Genomic DNA, 16415 nt, shown 5'->3' on the forward strand with positions numbered 1-16415 from the left:
AATTTGTTACTTTTTTAGGAATTTATTGCTCTATTTCCTTTATATATTATAAATAAAATAAAAACGGCTGCCAACAATGACTTTGTCGACAGCCTGTAAGGGGGCATCAGCCCCCTTAAATTATTTTTCTGCCTGTTCCCTTTCCTGTCTGGCTTTTTCTACTATTTTATCCTGGATATGAGCCGGAACTTCTTCATAGTGAGAGAACTCCATCTTGAATTTTCCTCTCCCCTGGGTTAATGATTTGAGGTCGATAGTATAACGCGCCATTTCTGCTAAAGGAACCTGAGCTTTTATAAGCTGTTTACCTTTTCCATAAGGTTCCATGCCCAGGACTCTTCCCCGTTTACTGTTCAAGTCGCCTATAATATCCCCCATAAAGTTTTCCGGCACTATTATTTCCACATTCATTATAGGCTCTAACAATACAGGGTTAGCGGCTTCCATACCTTTACGGAAAGCAAGTCTGGCGGCCAGTTTAAAAGCCATTTCTGAAGAGTCAACTGAATGATAAGACCCATCAAAAAGATTGGCTTTAATATTAACTACCGGATATCCTGCCAGGACTCCTTCTTCCATGGCTTCCAGCAGCCCTTTTTCTACCGCCGGGAAATACTGTTTGGGAACTGCTCCCCCGAAAATACTTTCTTCAAATAAGAAGTCTCCATCAGGATAAGGCTCAAATTTAATCTTTACATGACCATACTGTCCATGACCACCGCTCTGTTTTTTATGCTTACCTTCAGCCTCTACCGGCTTGCGGATAGTTTCCCGATAAGGAATCTTCATTTCTCTTGATTCAACATCAACTCCGAATTTGCGGGCTAATTTTTCTAAAACAATTTCTACATGGGTATCTCCCATACAGGTGAGAATAGTCTGTTTAGTTTCGGCATTTTTGGCAATCCTTATGGCAGGATCTTCTTCGAGGAGTTTTTGTACAGCACTGCTCAATTTGTCTTCATCACCTTTAGATTTAGGTGCAATAGCCATACTCAAGGTAGGTTCAGGGAATTCGATAGGATCTAGTACTACAGGACTTGCTTTGACGGTAAGAGTATCACCCGTAGAAGTAAGAGACAATTTGGCAACCGCAACTATATCACCCGGATAAGCTTCCGGAACCGGATGCTGTTCTTTGCCGCTCATCACCAGAAGCTGGGCAATTTTTTCTTCTTTTTCTTTATTGGCATTATACACTACGCTGTCTGACTTCATTTTGCCTGTAAAAATGCGCAGCATACTTAATCTGCCTATATAAGGGTCGGCAATAGTCTTGAAAACCTGAGCCGCCAGAGGCTCTTTCTCTAAATCTTTACCGGCCACCAGAGGATTATGCGAAGGATCAGCAGCACATTCAACAATAAAATCCATTAAAGGGGTTACCCCCATATTGTTGACCGCAGAGCCACAAAATACGAACACAGCAGAGCCTTTCACCGCTGCCGCCTTAATTCCCCGCATTATTTCATCATCAGTCAGGGTTTCACCCTCTAAATATTTAGTAAGCAGTTCATCATCGGCTTCAGCAGCTGCTTCAATTAAAGCTTCCCGGTAAGTTTCAGCATCATCGAGCATATCGGCAGGTATTTCTTCTTCGCTTATCTTGCCCGTTCCTTTTTCAAAAATCAGGGCCTTCATCTTTATTAAATCGACTACACCTCTAAATTTATCCTCCGCACCTATGGGAAGCTGCACAGGCACAATATGGCCTCCTCCCGGAAGCCTCTTCATGTCTTCCAGAACTTTATAAAAATCAGCATTTTCACGATCCATTTTATTAACAAAGGCCAGCTTAGGTATGTCAGGGAAATCTTCCCATACCACCTCGGTCTGCACTTCTACTCCCGCATTGGCAGACAGCAGCACTACCATCGTTTCTACTACCCGCATGGCACCTATAACTTCAAAATAGAAATCAGCATATCCCGGGGTATCAAGGACATTTATCTTATAGTCCTTATATTCACAAGGTACCAGAGCGGTGCTGATAGTAATCTTTTTCTTTATCTCTTCCGGTAAAAAGTCGGCTACCGTATTCCCATCATCTACCTTGCCCAACCGCTTGGTAGCCCCTGTATTATAGATCATAGCTTCGGCCAGAGAAGTTTTTCCAGTGCCTCCATGCCCGACAAGAGCAATATTGCGAATTTTACTGGTGGGATAAACCTTCATTCAACAACCTCCTTACAATTTAGCTATAAAAATTTTCCCAAATTAAAAAAACAAACGGTTTCGGGTTATGTATTTGCCCGAAGCTTGAGGTGTAAGGCCGCTCTTATTTATGTAATTCGCTATTTTTTTATAAAATCCTTGGTGAAATATTTTTTATATTCATTTAGAAGCTTATAATCAGTCAAATCCAGGTGTATAGGTGTTATGCTTATATAGCCTTCTTTAACTGCCAGCACATCACTATCTTCATCCTGCTGTTCCTCTTTTATTCCCCCTCCTAACCAGAAATAAGTATTACCCCTAGGATCTTTTCTCTCTTCAAAAAGGTTTTCATAATTCCTTACCCCCAGCTTGGTAACCCGAATGCCTTTTATATCTTCCAGCTTAACTGCTGGAATATTGATGTTTAAAAGGGTAGTCTTTTTTATCCCCTTTTCAAAGGCCATTTTTACCACTTTACGGGCAAATTCAGCCGCATAAGCAAAATCAGGCTCTTCATCAAAGCAATCTAAAGATACGGCAATAGCAGGAGCCCCCATTATGACTCCCTCTGCCGCCGCCGAAACAGTTCCCGAATATAATACATCAGTTCCTAAGTTAGGGCCGTGATTTATCCCGGAAACGACTAAATCCACCTCTTCGACCAGTTTGCTCATCGCCAGCTTTACACAATCAACCGGGGTTCCCCCTATTATCCAGGCTTTTTTAGCCAGGGGAACCTTTATCTCCTTTACCCGAATAGGCTCAAAAACCGTTATCGAATGACCAGTCCCACTTCTTTCCCGATCCGGTGCGGCTACATACACTTCTGCTATTTCTCCCAGGCTTTTTATTAAAGCATTTATCCCTCCTGCATGAATACCATCATCATTAGTTACCAGTATCCTCATCAAAACTTACACCTCGTTCCAGCAAGTGAATGTGATTTATAGGCCAGTAAACCATAAAAGCCTTGCCTTTTATGTGATCCCTGGTAAGCCAGGCATTCCACATATGACTGTCAAAGCTATGATTGCGGTTGTCTCCTAAGACTAAAAAACTATCTTCAGGCACCCATACCGGACCATATTCATAATCTAAAGGCTCATATAAGTAAGGTTCTTTAAGCGGTTTATCATTTATATATACCCTGCCGTTTTTCATTTCTACTTTTTCTCCCGGAAGCCCGATAACTCTTTTTATGTAATCTTCCTTGGCATTAATAGCCTCCGGAGGTCTAAAAACGATAATATCCCCGCGCTGGGGCTCCTTAAAATAATAAATAAACTTGTTTACCATTACCCTATCCTGCAATTGTAGAGTAGGAAGCATAGAACCGGTAGGGATTATGCGGCCCTCTATAACATAAGTTCTGAGGAGCATAGCCAGTATAAAAGCAATTACCACTACACTTACAGTTTCTTTGATAAAATCTTTAAGTGCCTTACTCATCTCTTCCCCCCCAGATTTAAAACTCATAAATACTTATGGTCATTTCATCTTTTTCTTTATCTTTGGTAATGCCAAACATTATCCTTTTGCTTTTCAGGTTTTTATTTAAAAAATCAACCAAACGCACTAAATCATCACTGGCCGGTAAAGTTTTGGTAGCAATAATTTCTAACTTATTTTTATCTTCTTCCATAGCGGAATTTCTCCTTTCCCTGTTATATTGTATTTTAATATACGCTAGCTTACAAGTTTATTAATAAATTTTGGCAAGTAAAATTCACATTAAACCTAAAAAAACATGCAGCTGCGGCATTATCCTTACATCCTCCAGCCTATTCAATCCTTTTTCCTGCATTCTGAGCAAGAAAGGCAATAATTTAAGATCAGGCCTTCCTTCTTTAGTCACTGGCTGCAAATAAACCGGAATTTTGCGGTCAATTTTCCCTATTATATCAAATGCCTGGTATATTTCATCTTCCCTGGTATCCTGGTTGGCAACTATTTTTACATAACAAGGTTTGGTAACCGCTTCCCTAAGAAAAAAATAATGATTATCCCAGTTATCTTTGCCGGTAGCGGAAGGAAGTTTAAAATCCATGCTTATAAGATCAACTAGGGGAAGACACTTGTCCAATTCTTCTACGAGAGTTCCATTAGTTTCCAGCAAAAATCTATAGCCTGCCGGCTTAAGCTTTAAACCTAATTCCCGCACAAAGTCTGACCACAAAAGAGGCTCTCCCCCCGTAAAGCTTATCCAGGAAGAAGAAAATCTCCTGACCAGCTCTATAACAGATAAGGTATCCAGGGGATTTTTAAAAGCTTCCTTAGATCGGCTATTACCTGCTTGCGGATAAAAAAAACCTTCTTCAGGTGTTGCCAGTGAAGCCCCCGTATCACAGTAACTACATCTTAAATTACATCCGCCAAAACGCAAAAAAATCTGCCTCATGCCTGCTGTTAATCCTTCCCCCTGAATACTCTCCATAATCTCGATAAGATAAGCTTTCAAGCATATTTCCCCCTAACTTTGCAGCGGGCTTCGTAAATTCCCTCCAACTCCCTTTCATAACGTTTAAGCACATTAAAGGCAAAAGAACTAATGTCAGCAATGCCTAATTCAGATAAGCCACTGGTCTTAACCGGAGTTCCCCGGGTTTCAATATTAACCCCTACATGAATAAGAGTAGAAACTAAAGAAGCCGTAGCAATAGAAACGGAAAGTTTGCCTTTATCCACATATAAATCATCGCCCAGGCGTAAAACTTTTATACCAAAACTTTCTAATTCTTCCTTTATGCATACTATAAGCATTCTCTGCCTGTATACTGCCAGCTCTAAAGAAGCATCAAAATGTTCTACGATAAAGTGCAGCATTAGAGGAGAATAAATAAAGGCATTTTCCTTAACATCTGCTAGATCTACCATATTTTCAATAGGAACTCTTGCTTCCCCCATAAAAGCGACTCCTGCATCTCCTAAAATGCCAAAATTATTATATATCCACTGGGGAGCCAGCTGGGTTCCATCATAATCTATTTTTTCATTAACAAATAAAATCTTCATTATACTTTATCCCTGCCTTGGCAAAAGCTTCCATATTGCGCAAACAAGATGAACATCTTAAACAAGGCTTTTCTCCTCCTCCATAACAGCTCCAGATATACCTGAAATCAAGCCCTAATTCGGCAGCAGTTCGTATAATATCTATTTTATCCATATCCTGCACAAAAGATTTAACTTTTACATGATTAGTTGTTGAATAATAAAGAGCATTGTTAAGTGCCCGAACATATTCTTCGGAATTATCCGGAAAATTAAACGCTTCTTCCCGGTTAAATCCGCAAATCACAAGCCCTGCCTTCATAGATTCCGCATAACATGCCGCCAGATTTATAAAAAGACCGTTACGGTTGGGTACCCAGGGATTAGTAATAGGAAGTGATTCTTTCTTTATCAAATCTGACTGTATTTTATGCATAAAAGGGAGTTCAACTACTTCATGTTTTACATTATAAATGCGGCATATATTGCGCGCAGCCTTTATTTCATTTTCTCTAGCCCTTTGCCCATAATCAATGGTGATGGCCAGCTCCACTTTAACTTCCTTACTAGCCAGCAGCATAGAAACTACTGAATCCAGCCCACCTGAAAGCAAGGCAATCGCCTTCATCTTTTCATTCCTCCTTATAAACCGCATAAGCGGTAGGTGATTCCCAAACCTTTACTTTTTCCAGTTCGACTACCGGGGTCAGCGTTTTTTTCATATCATAGTATATTTCCCGGGCTATATTTTCCGCTGTCGGGTTTATTCTGTCAAAAGGTTCTATTTCATTTAGAAAGCGGTGATCATATTTTTCTTTGATTATACTGGCAGCTATCCTTTTCAGTTCGCGAAAATCTATAAGCATGCCGGTAGGGTCAAGCTTATTTCCTTTTACGGTTATTTCTACCTTCCAGGTATGTCCATGGATATTGCTGCAATCACCCGGGTAATTGTTCAGCCTGTGCGCCGCAGCAAATTCTTGAATAATACCTAATTCATAAGCCATAAAACCCACTCCATACTTTGAAGATCTTTTTCATTCATAATAGATTTTACCATTAAAGAAGCTATTTTAAAAATATAGCATCACGAAGCTCACTGGCAAAACCATGCATTCGCGCAATATATGGGCATAACATGACATCATGTTAATAATTAAAGTTTGCCAACTGTTTTGCAAAATTGCAAAAAGTTTTTGCATTCTCGCAAAATACTCGGTTAAATTACCTGCTCCCCTCCCCATTATAAAGGTACAGCCGGCCAAAGCAACCATTTTTTATTATTGGCATATTTCTTGCTCTTCTAAAAATCAGAGGCTGATATATAAAATTAAAATTTTTTGGGGAGGGGTCAAAATGGCGATTGCCAAAGATTTTTATTATCAGTACAAACAAAAAAAAGTCACTGCGGAAGAGGCAGTTAAAGTCGTAAAATCAGGAGACTGGGTACAATACGGGGAATTTGCTATGCAGCCGAAAACTTTAGATGCTGCTCTGGCCAAGAGGGTTAATGAACTGGAAGATGTAAAAATACGCGCTGTCTGCACTACTTTTATGCCGGAAGTGATTAAAGCTGATCCTGAACGCAAACATTTCATTTACAATGACTGGCATTTTTCTGCGCTTTCCCGCCGCCTGCACGAAAACAACCTGTGCAATTATATACCCATAGCCTACCATGAAGCTAAAAAATTGATCGAAGAATTCTTAACTATTGATGTAGCATTTGTTCTGGTAGCCCCCATGGATGAACGAGGTTTTTTCAATTTAGGTCCTTCAAACTCGATAACTTCCTATGTTATAAATAAAGCGAAAACGGTAATTGTGGAAGTAAATACCTCAGTTCCTATATGCCTGGGGGGAAACAGCGAATCTGTCCACATATCGCAGGTCGATTACATTGTGGAAAGTGAAGATAATCCCAAGCTTTTTAATCTTCCTCCTGCCCAAATAACGGAAACCGACCGCCAAATAGCCTCCCAGGTTATGAACCTCATCGAAGACCGCTGTTGTCTGCAGTTAGGAATAGGAGGACTTCCTAATGCCGTAGGAGCTCTGATTGCCCAATCAGACCTTAAAGATTTAGGAGTACACACCGAAATGCTGGTCGATTCTTTTGTCGACATGTATGAAGCCGGCAGAATCACCGGTAAATACAAAACCCTGGATAAAGGAAAAATGGTTTATACCTTTGCTCTGGGAACCGACAAATTATATGACTTCCTCCACGATAATCCGGTTTGTGCCAGCTATCCTGTCCATTACACCAACGACCCTCTTATGATTGCCCAAAATGATAAAGTATTTGCCATAAATAATGCTATTGAAGTGGATCTATACGGTCAGGTAGCTTCGGAAGCCTCAGCCGGAAGACATATTTCCGGCACCGGAGGCCAGCTTGATTTTATCTACGGAGCTTTCCGATCTAAAGGCGGAAAAGGGCTTATATGCCTTAGCTCTACCACCACCCTTAAAGATGGAACTGTAATCTCCCGTATAAAACCAACCCTGGATCCAGGAACTATTGTAACTGTTCCCCGTTCTCTGGCCTACTATATAGTAACCGAATTCGGCTATGCCGTCCTCAAAGGTAAAAGTACCTGGGAAAGGGCTGAAGCCCTCATAAATATAGCTCATCCTGATTTCCGAGATGAGCTGATAAAAGAGGCTGAACGCTTAAAAATATGGGTAAGAACTAATCGTCAGGATAGCTAAAAGTTTTTAACCTAGGCGGACCCCCGCCTTTTTTTATTTATGATTTTTTTTATTGGCTATTTTATATTTGCGCATCTTGCGGGAAACTGTTGCCGGATCAACCTCCAGCGCTTCCGCTGTCTTCTGGCAGGAATTATACAGTTGCCAGGCTTTTTCTAAAATTTTTTTCTCGGTAATCTCAACCGCCTGTTTTAAAGGCAGGACTCGATTCACTACTATAGCCTCTTCCTCTTCATTTTCAGCTTTTTCATGAGATAGTATATACTCGGGAAGGTCGCTTAGGCTTATTAACTCCGTATTGCTGGTTATAACCAATCTCTCCAGCAAATTTTCCAGCTGTCTTATATTCCCTGGCCAATAGTATCTAGTCAGCACTTCCACAACTTCGCCAGACATTTTTTTGTTCATATTATAGCGTTTATTAAACATATCCAGAAAATGCTTAATTAAAATAGGAATATCTTCCCTTCGCTCCCGCAAAGGGGGTATGTTAAGGGGAACGACATTGATTCTGTAATATAAATCCTTTCTAAATTCTCCTATTCTCACCTGTTTTTCCAAATCGCGGTTGGTAACAGCAATTATCCTGACATCGACCTTAACTGGCTTGGTTCCGCCTACCCGGAATATTTCCTGCTGCTGCAGAGCTCTAAGCAGTTTAACCTGTAAATGGAGCGGAAGCTCTCCAATTTCATCCAATAGCAAAGTTCCACCATCAGCCAGTTCAAACATGCCGGGCTTTCCTTCCCTTTTGGCTCCGGTAAAAGCCCCTGCTTCATAACCAAACAATTCCGATTCAATAAGGTTTTCCGGCAGAGCTGCACAGTTAATTTTTATGAAAGGTTTATCCCGGCGATTGCTGTTTTTCTGGATAATTTCGGCGATAACTTCTTTGCCGGTACCTGATTCACCGGTTATTAAAACCGTAGTATCTACTTCTGCTATTCTGGCTGCCTGATAGATTATATCTTCCATTACTTTACTCTTAAAAACTAATCTGCCTGAGAATTTCTCCTTTAACTGGTTTACCTGGGATTCATAATGTTTTTTCAAGCCTTCCAGCTGTTCAATCTTCTGTTTTAATCTGTTCAGTTCGCTTATATCCCTGACATTAGTTACTACCCTGACTATTTCGCCCTGTTCGTCAAAAACCGGCACGGCACTTACCAGTAAGGTTTTTCCGGTTATAGTAGTGAGGGTAGTAGTTATCGGTTTTTTCTTTTCTAAAACTATCAAAGTAGCCGAACGGGATAAAGTTCCGTTTGCCACCAGTTCGTTCATAGTTTTGTGCAGCAGTTCTTTTTCTCCCAGCCCGGTCATACGCTTTATGGCTTTATTTATCCTTAAGGTTTTACCTTTCCCATCTGTAATATAAAGCCCATCAAAAGAAGCTTCAAAAATGGCGTCTAATTCCCGATTCAAGGACTTGACATATTCGAGTTCCTGAGAAATTTTTTCTATTTCGGATACATCATATAATACAGCAACTGCCCCGGTTATTACTCCGTTTTCCAGGATAGGTGCCCGGTTGGTTATTACCGATATATTATTAATTTTCAGCTTAATTCCGTATTCGGTTTTTCCTGTTTTAACTATATTAAAAAGCTCACTTTCTGGTATGACATCATTTATGAATTTGCCCATAACCTTTTCTGCCGGCATATCAGCTAATTTTTCTGCCGCTTTATTCCATATCCTTATCTTCCCTTCCCGGTCTATGGCAATAATAGGGTTATAAGCCGAATTAATAACTGCTTCCAGCTGTCCTGACATTTCATCTATCAAGCGGTTTAGCCCGCGCATAATATCAGATTTAGTAATAAAGCCTACCAGCTTTTCCCCCTCTAATACTGGATATCTTCCCGTATACATAATATCTACATCACGGATATCCGTATCTGGATGTAAATATTTTACTTCCCGGGTCATAAAATTTTTTACCGGTTCCCCGGGAGAAACCCCATTATAAAAAGCCCTCAAAATATGAGTTTTCGTAAGTAAACCTATGATTTTACCCTCTTTTACTACCGGTGCTCCATCTATCTTTTTTTCCAAAAATATCCTACAGGCTTGTTGTAAGCTGAGTTCCGGATCTAGTTTAATAATTTCCGTACTCATAAAATTTTTTATTTTCATCTTTCCACCCCCTTACTATTTGTATTTAGCTAAACATTTTTTATCTCTTTTTGAACATAATCTGCTATCATAAAAATGGCTAATTTTTATATAAACTTTGAGGTGATCCAGATGGCTGAAGCATTTTTTGACCGTGAATATACCTGCCCGATATGTAAAACTACCTTCAAATCCCCGGCAGTCCGCAGTTCAGCTATTTATGTGGAAAAAAAAGAAAGTGATTTTCATACGGTATATAGAGGAGTTAATCCCCTTTATTATTCAGTTATTGTATGCCCGGTATGTGAATATGCAGCTTCCAGCAATACCTTCAACAATGAACTGCCCGGTAAAACCGCTGAGCAGATAGCTCTCGCCCTTTCTCAGCTAAAATCGGAAAAAACTCCTGACCTGTGTAAAGAGCGCAAGCCGGAAGAAGCTCTATATGCTTTTCATTTAGCTATCCGTTCCAGCCAGCTTAAAAAAGCTCCTCCCGGAGAAATTGCCGGCTTACTTCTAGCTTCTGCCTGGATTGCCCGGGAAATAGGCAATCAGCAATTAGAAGCTAAATTTTTAAAAGAAGCCTTAAACTATTATGTAGAAGCTTTCTCTTCCGGATATAATATCCCTAACCTGAACGAACTGCAGCTTATCTATCTCATCGGTGAACTTAACCGTCGCCTGGGCAACTTCAAAGAGGCAATAAGCTGGTTCAACCGGGTTATAACCCACAAAAATATAAAAAACTTTCCTGCTATTGAAAAAATGGCCCGTGAACAGTGGGCCCTGGCGCGCGAGGAAATGCAAAGCTGCAAAAACGACGATACACCAAGCTTAAATGAAACCGAAGAAACAGAAAACCATGCTCCAGCCGCCAAAAGTGATACCCCAGGGCTCAAAACAGCTTTTCCCGGGGAGAATAAAACAGGTAAAAAGGCAAGACCGCTTATGCAGATGCCGGCTCATTTATATGAAGACCAGATAGAATGGCTGCGCAAAATCGCCAGCCAGTATACAATAAAAAACAAAACCTTTACCCGGGAAGAAACCTTAAGAGCTGTTCTAGATGCCCTCATAGAAAGCATTGGTTCCCCTGCTGCATTTAATTTCAGCAGCGAAGAAGAGTTGAAAAACAAAATCCGTGAACTGCTTACCCGGTAGCATTAAGTTTTGGGGATAACCACGCTTTCTCCATTATCCATCTTTACCTCGTAAATCCTATCACCGCTAGAGGCTAAATACGGATTGTGGGTAACCATTATTATCTGCCGGTTAAAAGCTTTTACCACCTCCTCTAAAAAGAGGGCCACATTTTTTATATACTCATCGGAAACATGTTTGGCAGGTTCATCCAGCACCAGGGGTATATGCTGGGGGATACGGCAGGTTTCCATAAGGGCTATGCGCAGAGCTAAAGACAGTATATCTACTACTCCCCCTCCCCGGGCTTCCTGGGGGTCGCTTTCCATAACCAGATTATTCACCAGCGTGGAAGAAACTAGAAAATCGGCAGCAGGTTTATTGCCTTTTTCGGATAATTCGATTTTAAAGGCGATATCTCCGGGAAAAATAATTTCCAGTGCCCGGGACACAATGCTTTCAATCGCTGATTTTGAATTTTCCCGGGCATATTCAGCTGCCTTTTTATATATTTCATTCACCTTAACATATAGCGCTATCTTCGCTTCTAATTCTTTTTTTTCCCTTTCATAAGAGGCTATAATCTGTTTTATTTTTTCCCTTTCTCCTTCTCGCCTCTTTACCTCGGCATCTAGGGCAGCATAAGCCTGCTCCAAATCATCTTTCACCATTAAAATCCCACCTTTTCTCTATATTCAGGCGGCAAAAGGTTTTTGGCTTCTTCCAGCATCTTTTCTATCTCCTCTTTCAACTCCTGAATCTTTTCTCCCAGCTTATCAGGGTCAACTCCCATTTCTTCTGCCTTTTTCCGGAGCTCAGCTAGTTCTTTTTCTAAATGCTTTTTCGTAGTTAAAGCACTGGTTCTTTCATCTCGGGCTTTCTTTAAGGCTTCATCCAGCCTTTTTATCTTTTCTTCATAGGTGAGATTTTTATCCATATTTTTCCTCCCCCTAAACCAGATTAAGGCTCTGTTTTATCTGTTCAATGGCAAATTCATCTATTCTGGTATTACAGGTAGGACATCTGCCGGCTTCTTGCAAAACGGCAATATATTCATTCAGCAAAGAGGTATAATTTTCCTCTAATTTTTTTAATCTTTTTAAAATTTGCGCATGTTCTATTTCCTTTTGGGCACAGGCTTCTTTTATATCCAGCAATTGATAATATTTCTGCAAATTTAAAGCTAAAGCCTGATTTATTTTTTCCCCTCTTTCCAAAGCTCCTGTTTGTTCTAAAATCTCTTTTATTTCTTCAAGTCTCTTTTCTTTATCATTTATTTCTTTTTTAACTTTTTGCAGTTCAAAACCTAAATTTCTCTTTTCCCACAGGGAAGCTATTATGTTTTCTGCCTCCTCGAGATTTTTCATCTGCTCTAGAGTGTTATCAACCTGAATAAGCCTTACAAGCAATTCTCCTTTTCTATTCTCCATATTAGAAATGTTATTCAACACTTTAAAAACTTCTTCTATCCTTTCTCTTTGCCGGGCAAGTTCTTCCAGGACTTCAAGCTTTTTTAATTTTTCTGCACAATCCTTCCAGGCAAAATTTATTTTTGCCCACCGTTCCTGCAACTCCTGTAGAGAATTAATACTGGCCTTTTTTTCTGCAATTGCCCTATAATATTTTTCCACCTGTTCTATCGTTGCCATCTCTTCTATTTTATTATTGATCCAGGCTAATTCCTGGTTTAATCTTATCCAGCGGTCCTTCATCTCCTGTAAGCGGGTTAAAAGCTGTTCTTTTTGGGCGATAGTGTTTAAAAGTCTCTGTCCTTTCTCCAAAATAGATTTTTTATAATCCAAATCATCATAGGCTTCCAGTTCCCGGTTAAGGTTTTTTATCTCCTCTTCTAAATCTTTTTTTCTGCCATTAGCCTGATTGATATCCAGAAGAAGCCTTCTTCCGGCTGCATCGATAATATCCAGATCAGCTATAAGGCCAATGATTTTAGCTTTGTCTCCATCTGATTCTGTAAGTAAAAATGGAGGTTCCAGCTGAGAAGCTATGCTTATATCTATATACTTGTCACTGTCAATATACAGGCGGCCATTCCCTAATATTTCCTGTACCCTTTCCGGAACCTGGTTACCCACTTTATCTTCAACATAATTGGTGCCATCGGGATATTTTATTTCATAGCGGTTGATCTTTTTCCCTTTTTTTATCCGGCTAACCCTGGTTCCATCACTCAATTCGGCAGTTACGGAACAGTAATCTTCTCCTATCCTTATAAAGTCGCCCTTAGGGGATTTATTGTAATAGAGCCAGCGCAAGGCCCTTATTACCGCGGTTTTGCCCTGGTCTGACTCTCCTACCAGGATATTAAGGCCGGGACTAAATTCAACCACGGTATCTTTATGGGATTGAAAATTTTTTATATAGAGATACTTTAAATACTTCATCTTATCTCCCTCACTCTTTTCGACCGCAACTCTTCCTCTACCCAGGCGATTCTTTTTAAGGCTTCTTCTTTAGCCTCCTTGTCAATAGCCTCACCTCGAGCTATTTCTTCAATTATACGCCGGGCATTCATCCTCTCAAATTCCGCATTCTGTCTCACTTCCTTTATAAAATTAGCCAGTTTAATCCTTAAATCTGATCTGTGTTCGATTTCTTCCCTGGTTAAAACTTCATTTCCCGGACGCGCGGAAATGAGAGGTATAAATTCACAAACCGGCTTTTCTCCCTCCAGTTTTACTAAAATTACCCCTACCCTGCGCGTCATCTCCTGTTTATCGTTGCTAAGCCTTACCAGCGCTCCCGGATTGGCAAAAATTTTCCCCTCTTTCTCGATTATCCCCAAACCCGAGTGGTAGTGTCCACATAAAGTTATATCAGCTTCTGTATCCTTAATCCTGTCGATTAAAGTAAAGTTAGCCTCCTTAGGAAGCGGCCGTTCCAAAAGCATACCGTGTACCATATGCAAAGCCAGGTCGGCATTTTCTTTCTTTACGGCATAATCAAGGTGAGGATCCCGCTGGTCAATCTCATAGTGATAAGGCTGTCCGGTAAGCTGTAAAACTGTATCATGTTTTTTTAGATATATCTTTTCCCCAGGTAGCACAAGCCTTATAAAGCCTAAGCGGTGTAAAAAACCTAAAAGGGTGCGGTTTAAAGAATGGATATTACCGCCAAAAAGATCGTGATTTCCACTTATAGCATAAACCGGGCATGAGAACTGGCGGAAACATTCCAGCAAATCGCCACTAACTGCCAGGGAGGGGCTGGGGCTATCAAAAAAATCTCCTCCATGCAGTATGTAATCTACCTTAAGATCAGCAGCCAGCTTTACTACTTCTTCCAGTTTACTCTTCAAAGTTTCAGGCAAATTATCCAGCCGGCTTTGCGGAGTATTGCCTCGCAGATGGGTATCGGTAAAATAAAGCAAACGCATTTTCTCTCTTTCCTTTCCCTCCAGATAAGGTTTAAGCCAAGCGGTAGATATATCCGACAATCCGATTTTCTTCCCGCTTGATTTCTCCTCTTTCTACCATCATATCCAGGTAATTGATTATCCTTTCCTGGCTCAGTATAAAACCACATGCTTCTAATCTCTGTATAAGATCAACTAGGTTAGAAGCATTTACAGGCAAACATTCTTTTATGATATTCATTATTTCTCCATCGCGTTCATCAACTGTTTCCAGCTCATCAAAAGGATTTATCTGGTGCGGACTGCTGGTTTTGGCCGCTCTAACCCTTATCGGTATAGTACGGCCAAATACAGGTGAAGAAACAAACCCCGTGCCGGAAGGAAGATAAGGCAGCCTTTTTATCTCTTCACTTCCCATATCGGTTTCTTCCCTTATAACATTCAAATCATGTGAGCGGACGGTGCGAAAGATTATCTTGGTATTAAGCTGGGCATTTACGGTATCATCAAGCAGAGCCGGCCGCTGGGTGGCCAAAACTAAAAAAACCCCATATTTTCTCCCTTCCTGAGCTATTTCTCTTATCTCCCGCCGGGAAGGGACATTTTGTTCGCCGCGGGGAGCAAAATTATGAGCCTCATCCGTAACTACAACAAAAGGCGGGAACTTTTCCTCTGCTCTTTCTCCTTTCTGCAGCGCGTCCCGATAAACTCTCCTTTTGCCATAAAGGCTGCGCAGCACATAAGCCGCATAAACCTTGAGCATCCATATGCTTCCCCTTACGATAACTGCCTTTTGCGCTTTAAGCCCTTCCTCAATCTGCCTTATCCCCTGATCCCTAAAAATACCCTGTCTTTCCAGACGATTAAGACGCCAATTTATCGATTTCAAGGTACTGAGTTGCCCCACCTGTTTTTTAAGAGCCATAAGCCGGTTCAGATAAGCTTCTCTTTTTTTCTCATCAATATTTTGACAGCTGGCCATAAAACTTTTTTTAAAATCATCATCATTAGGGCTTTCTAAAAGAGACATCAGATCATTAAGACGCTGGTTAAAAGTAGTAAAACTATCTCCTCTTTCCAGGATTGAGGTTACCGCATTTTCCATAGCTTCGGTAATGGGGCTTACCGCACTTAAAAGATTACAGAGATCAGCCGGGGTTAAAGCTTCAAACTTTACCCCTGTATCATCACCTACTGTTAAAATAAGGCAGCGATCGGCAAAAGTTTCCTTAAAATCATCAGGAAGGCCGGGATGAAAAACTTCATTAAAACTCATCTCATAGTGGGGATCAAAAACGAGCAACGGTACGCGTTTTTTTATAAGCTCTTCAATTAAAACCCGAAGGCCAAAAGATTTTCCCGAACCTGACCCCCCAAATACCCCGATATGAGGATAATTGTTCATAGCCCGGTAATCGAAAATAAAAGGAACTCCTGTTTGGGGTTTAATCTCCCCTTTTTCATATAAAGGAGCCACCCTGCGATAAGGAAGGGGAAGAGAAGCGGTAAGCCCTTCAGTCCCTAATATTACTCCTAAAGCTAGTCCTTTATCAGGAGAAGTTTTTAATAGCAGCTCTTCTACTTCCGCAAAACAGGGATAACGAACTTTGGCCCCGGTACTTATCGGATAAAAAAGTTCGCTTAATATCCGTACTTTAGCCGTATATATCATTTCTTCCTCAAGGTTATAACCTAAACTGCTCAAAGAAGCTACTACTTCCTGATCCACCAGGATAGAAGATTTTTCATCAACCCCGGGAATAAAAGGGTTTAAAGCATAAGTTTCTATAACTTCCCCTACTGGATTATTAAGTTCCTCATCTTCGATAATAACCAGTTCATTAAGCCTGAATTTTTCCGTATTTGAAGCTATCCACACTTCACGTTCATTAGTCATGCCTACAACCTGCATCTAATCACCTCT

At 40.6% G+C, this 16415-nt stretch carries 16 protein-coding genes; 2 read left to right on the forward strand and 14 right to left on the reverse strand.

Translation table 11 applies throughout. The features are described 5' to 3' along the window. Positions 1-120 precede the first annotated feature (120 nt). The 8 genes from fusA to queD all read right to left on the reverse strand — a co-directional run bounded on the left by fusA (position 121) and on the right by queD (position 6155). Positions 121-2175 (reverse strand): elongation factor G, encoded by a 2055-nt coding sequence (gene fusA, locus BUB92_RS07105; RefSeq protein WP_073092114.1) that lies wholly within the window; start codon positions 2173-2175, stop codon positions 121-123. A 119-nt stretch (positions 2176-2294) separates the two neighbouring features. Further along, positions 2295-3065, reverse strand: a complete 771-nt coding sequence (gene surE, locus BUB92_RS07110; protein ID WP_073092117.1) for a 5'/3'-nucleotidase SurE — start codon at positions 3063-3065, stop codon at positions 2295-2297. Beyond that, on the reverse strand, positions 3046-3606 hold the full coding sequence (lepB, locus tag BUB92_RS07115) for a signal peptidase I (RefSeq protein WP_073092119.1): 561 nt from the start codon (positions 3604-3606) through the stop codon (positions 3046-3048). The genes surE and lepB overlap by 20 nt, the downstream gene beginning before the upstream one ends. Before the next feature lie 16 nt (positions 3607-3622). Next, positions 3623-3799, reverse strand: a complete 177-nt coding sequence (locus BUB92_RS07120; protein ID WP_073092122.1) for a YpmA family protein — start codon at positions 3797-3799, stop codon at positions 3623-3625. An 84-nt stretch (positions 3800-3883) separates the two neighbouring features. Then, positions 3884-4615 carry a 7-carboxy-7-deazaguanine synthase QueE gene (locus tag BUB92_RS07125; protein WP_073092124.1) on the reverse strand — a complete coding sequence of 244 codons (732 nt, stop codon included), beginning with the start codon at positions 4613-4615 and terminating at the stop codon, positions 3884-3886. Continuing rightward, positions 4612-5169 (reverse strand): DUF366 family protein, encoded by a 558-nt coding sequence (locus BUB92_RS07130; RefSeq protein ID WP_073092127.1) that lies wholly within the window; start codon positions 5167-5169, stop codon positions 4612-4614. The genes BUB92_RS07125 and BUB92_RS07130 overlap by 4 nt, the downstream gene beginning before the upstream one ends. Then, positions 5150-5776: a 7-cyano-7-deazaguanine synthase QueC gene (gene queC, locus BUB92_RS07135; protein WP_073092130.1), complete on the reverse strand. Its 627-nt coding sequence runs from the start codon at positions 5774-5776 to the stop codon at positions 5150-5152. Before queC ends, BUB92_RS07130 begins: the two co-directional genes overlap by 20 nt. A gap of 4 nt (positions 5777-5780) precedes the next feature. Beyond that, complete coding sequence (gene queD / locus BUB92_RS07140; protein WP_073092133.1) at positions 5781-6155, reverse strand: 6-carboxytetrahydropterin synthase QueD; 375 nt, start codon at positions 6153-6155, stop codon at positions 5781-5783. A 349-nt stretch (positions 6156-6504) separates the two neighbouring features. Between queD and BUB92_RS07145 the strand changes: the two genes are divergently transcribed. Further along, positions 6505-7863 carry an acetyl-CoA hydrolase/transferase family protein gene (locus tag BUB92_RS07145; protein WP_073092136.1) on the forward strand — a complete coding sequence of 453 codons (1359 nt, stop codon included), beginning with the start codon at positions 6505-6507 and terminating at the stop codon, positions 7861-7863. 33 nt (positions 7864-7896) lie between these two features. On the opposite strand, the gene BUB92_RS07150 is transcribed toward BUB92_RS07145, so the two are convergent. Continuing rightward, positions 7897-9999 (reverse strand): sigma 54-interacting transcriptional regulator, encoded by a 2103-nt coding sequence (locus BUB92_RS07150; RefSeq protein ID WP_073092139.1) that lies wholly within the window; start codon positions 9997-9999, stop codon positions 7897-7899. A gap of 111 nt (positions 10000-10110) precedes the next feature. Here BUB92_RS07150 and BUB92_RS07155 point away from each other — a divergent pair, with 111 nt between their 5' ends. Then, entirely contained in the window at positions 10111-11139 is a 1029-nt protein-coding gene (locus tag BUB92_RS07155) for a DUF2225 domain-containing protein (RefSeq protein WP_073092142.1), read from the forward strand. 2 nt (positions 11140-11141) lie between these two features. Here the strand turns inward: BUB92_RS07155 and BUB92_RS07160 are convergent, their stop codons facing one another. The 5 genes from BUB92_RS07160 to BUB92_RS07180 are packed head-to-tail and all read right to left on the reverse strand — an operon-like array spanning position 11142 to position 16403. After that, a complete protein-coding gene (locus BUB92_RS07160; RefSeq protein ID WP_073092146.1) occupies positions 11142-11789 on the reverse strand; it encodes an AAA family ATPase in 648 nt (215 codons plus the stop codon). Next, the gene (locus BUB92_RS07165) at positions 11789-12055 is read right to left on the reverse strand and encodes a hypothetical protein (RefSeq protein ID WP_073092149.1); all 267 of its coding nucleotides are present in this window, start codon (positions 12053-12055) and stop codon (positions 11789-11791) included. Before BUB92_RS07165 ends, BUB92_RS07160 begins: the two co-directional genes overlap by 1 nt. A 13-nt stretch (positions 12056-12068) precedes the next feature. Next, the gene (locus tag BUB92_RS07170) at positions 12069-13520 is read right to left on the reverse strand and encodes an AAA family ATPase (RefSeq protein ID WP_073092150.1); all 1452 of its coding nucleotides are present in this window, start codon (positions 13518-13520) and stop codon (positions 12069-12071) included. After that, on the reverse strand, positions 13517-14572 hold the full coding sequence (locus BUB92_RS07175; protein WP_200774228.1) for a metallophosphoesterase family protein: 1056 nt from the start codon (positions 14570-14572) through the stop codon (positions 13517-13519). Before BUB92_RS07175 ends, BUB92_RS07170 begins: the two co-directional genes overlap by 4 nt. Then, a complete protein-coding gene (locus tag BUB92_RS07180) occupies positions 14544-16403 on the reverse strand; it encodes an ATP-binding protein (RefSeq protein WP_073092153.1) in 1860 nt (619 codons plus the stop codon). The genes BUB92_RS07175 and BUB92_RS07180 overlap by 29 nt, the downstream gene beginning before the upstream one ends. Positions 16404-16415 lie beyond the last annotated feature (12 nt).

Origin of the sequence: Thermosyntropha lipolytica DSM 11003 (genome assembly GCF_900129805.1) — a bacterium.
GTDB classification, from domain to species: Bacteria; Bacillota; Syntrophomonadia; order Syntrophomonadales; family Syntrophomonadaceae; genus Thermosyntropha; species Thermosyntropha lipolytica.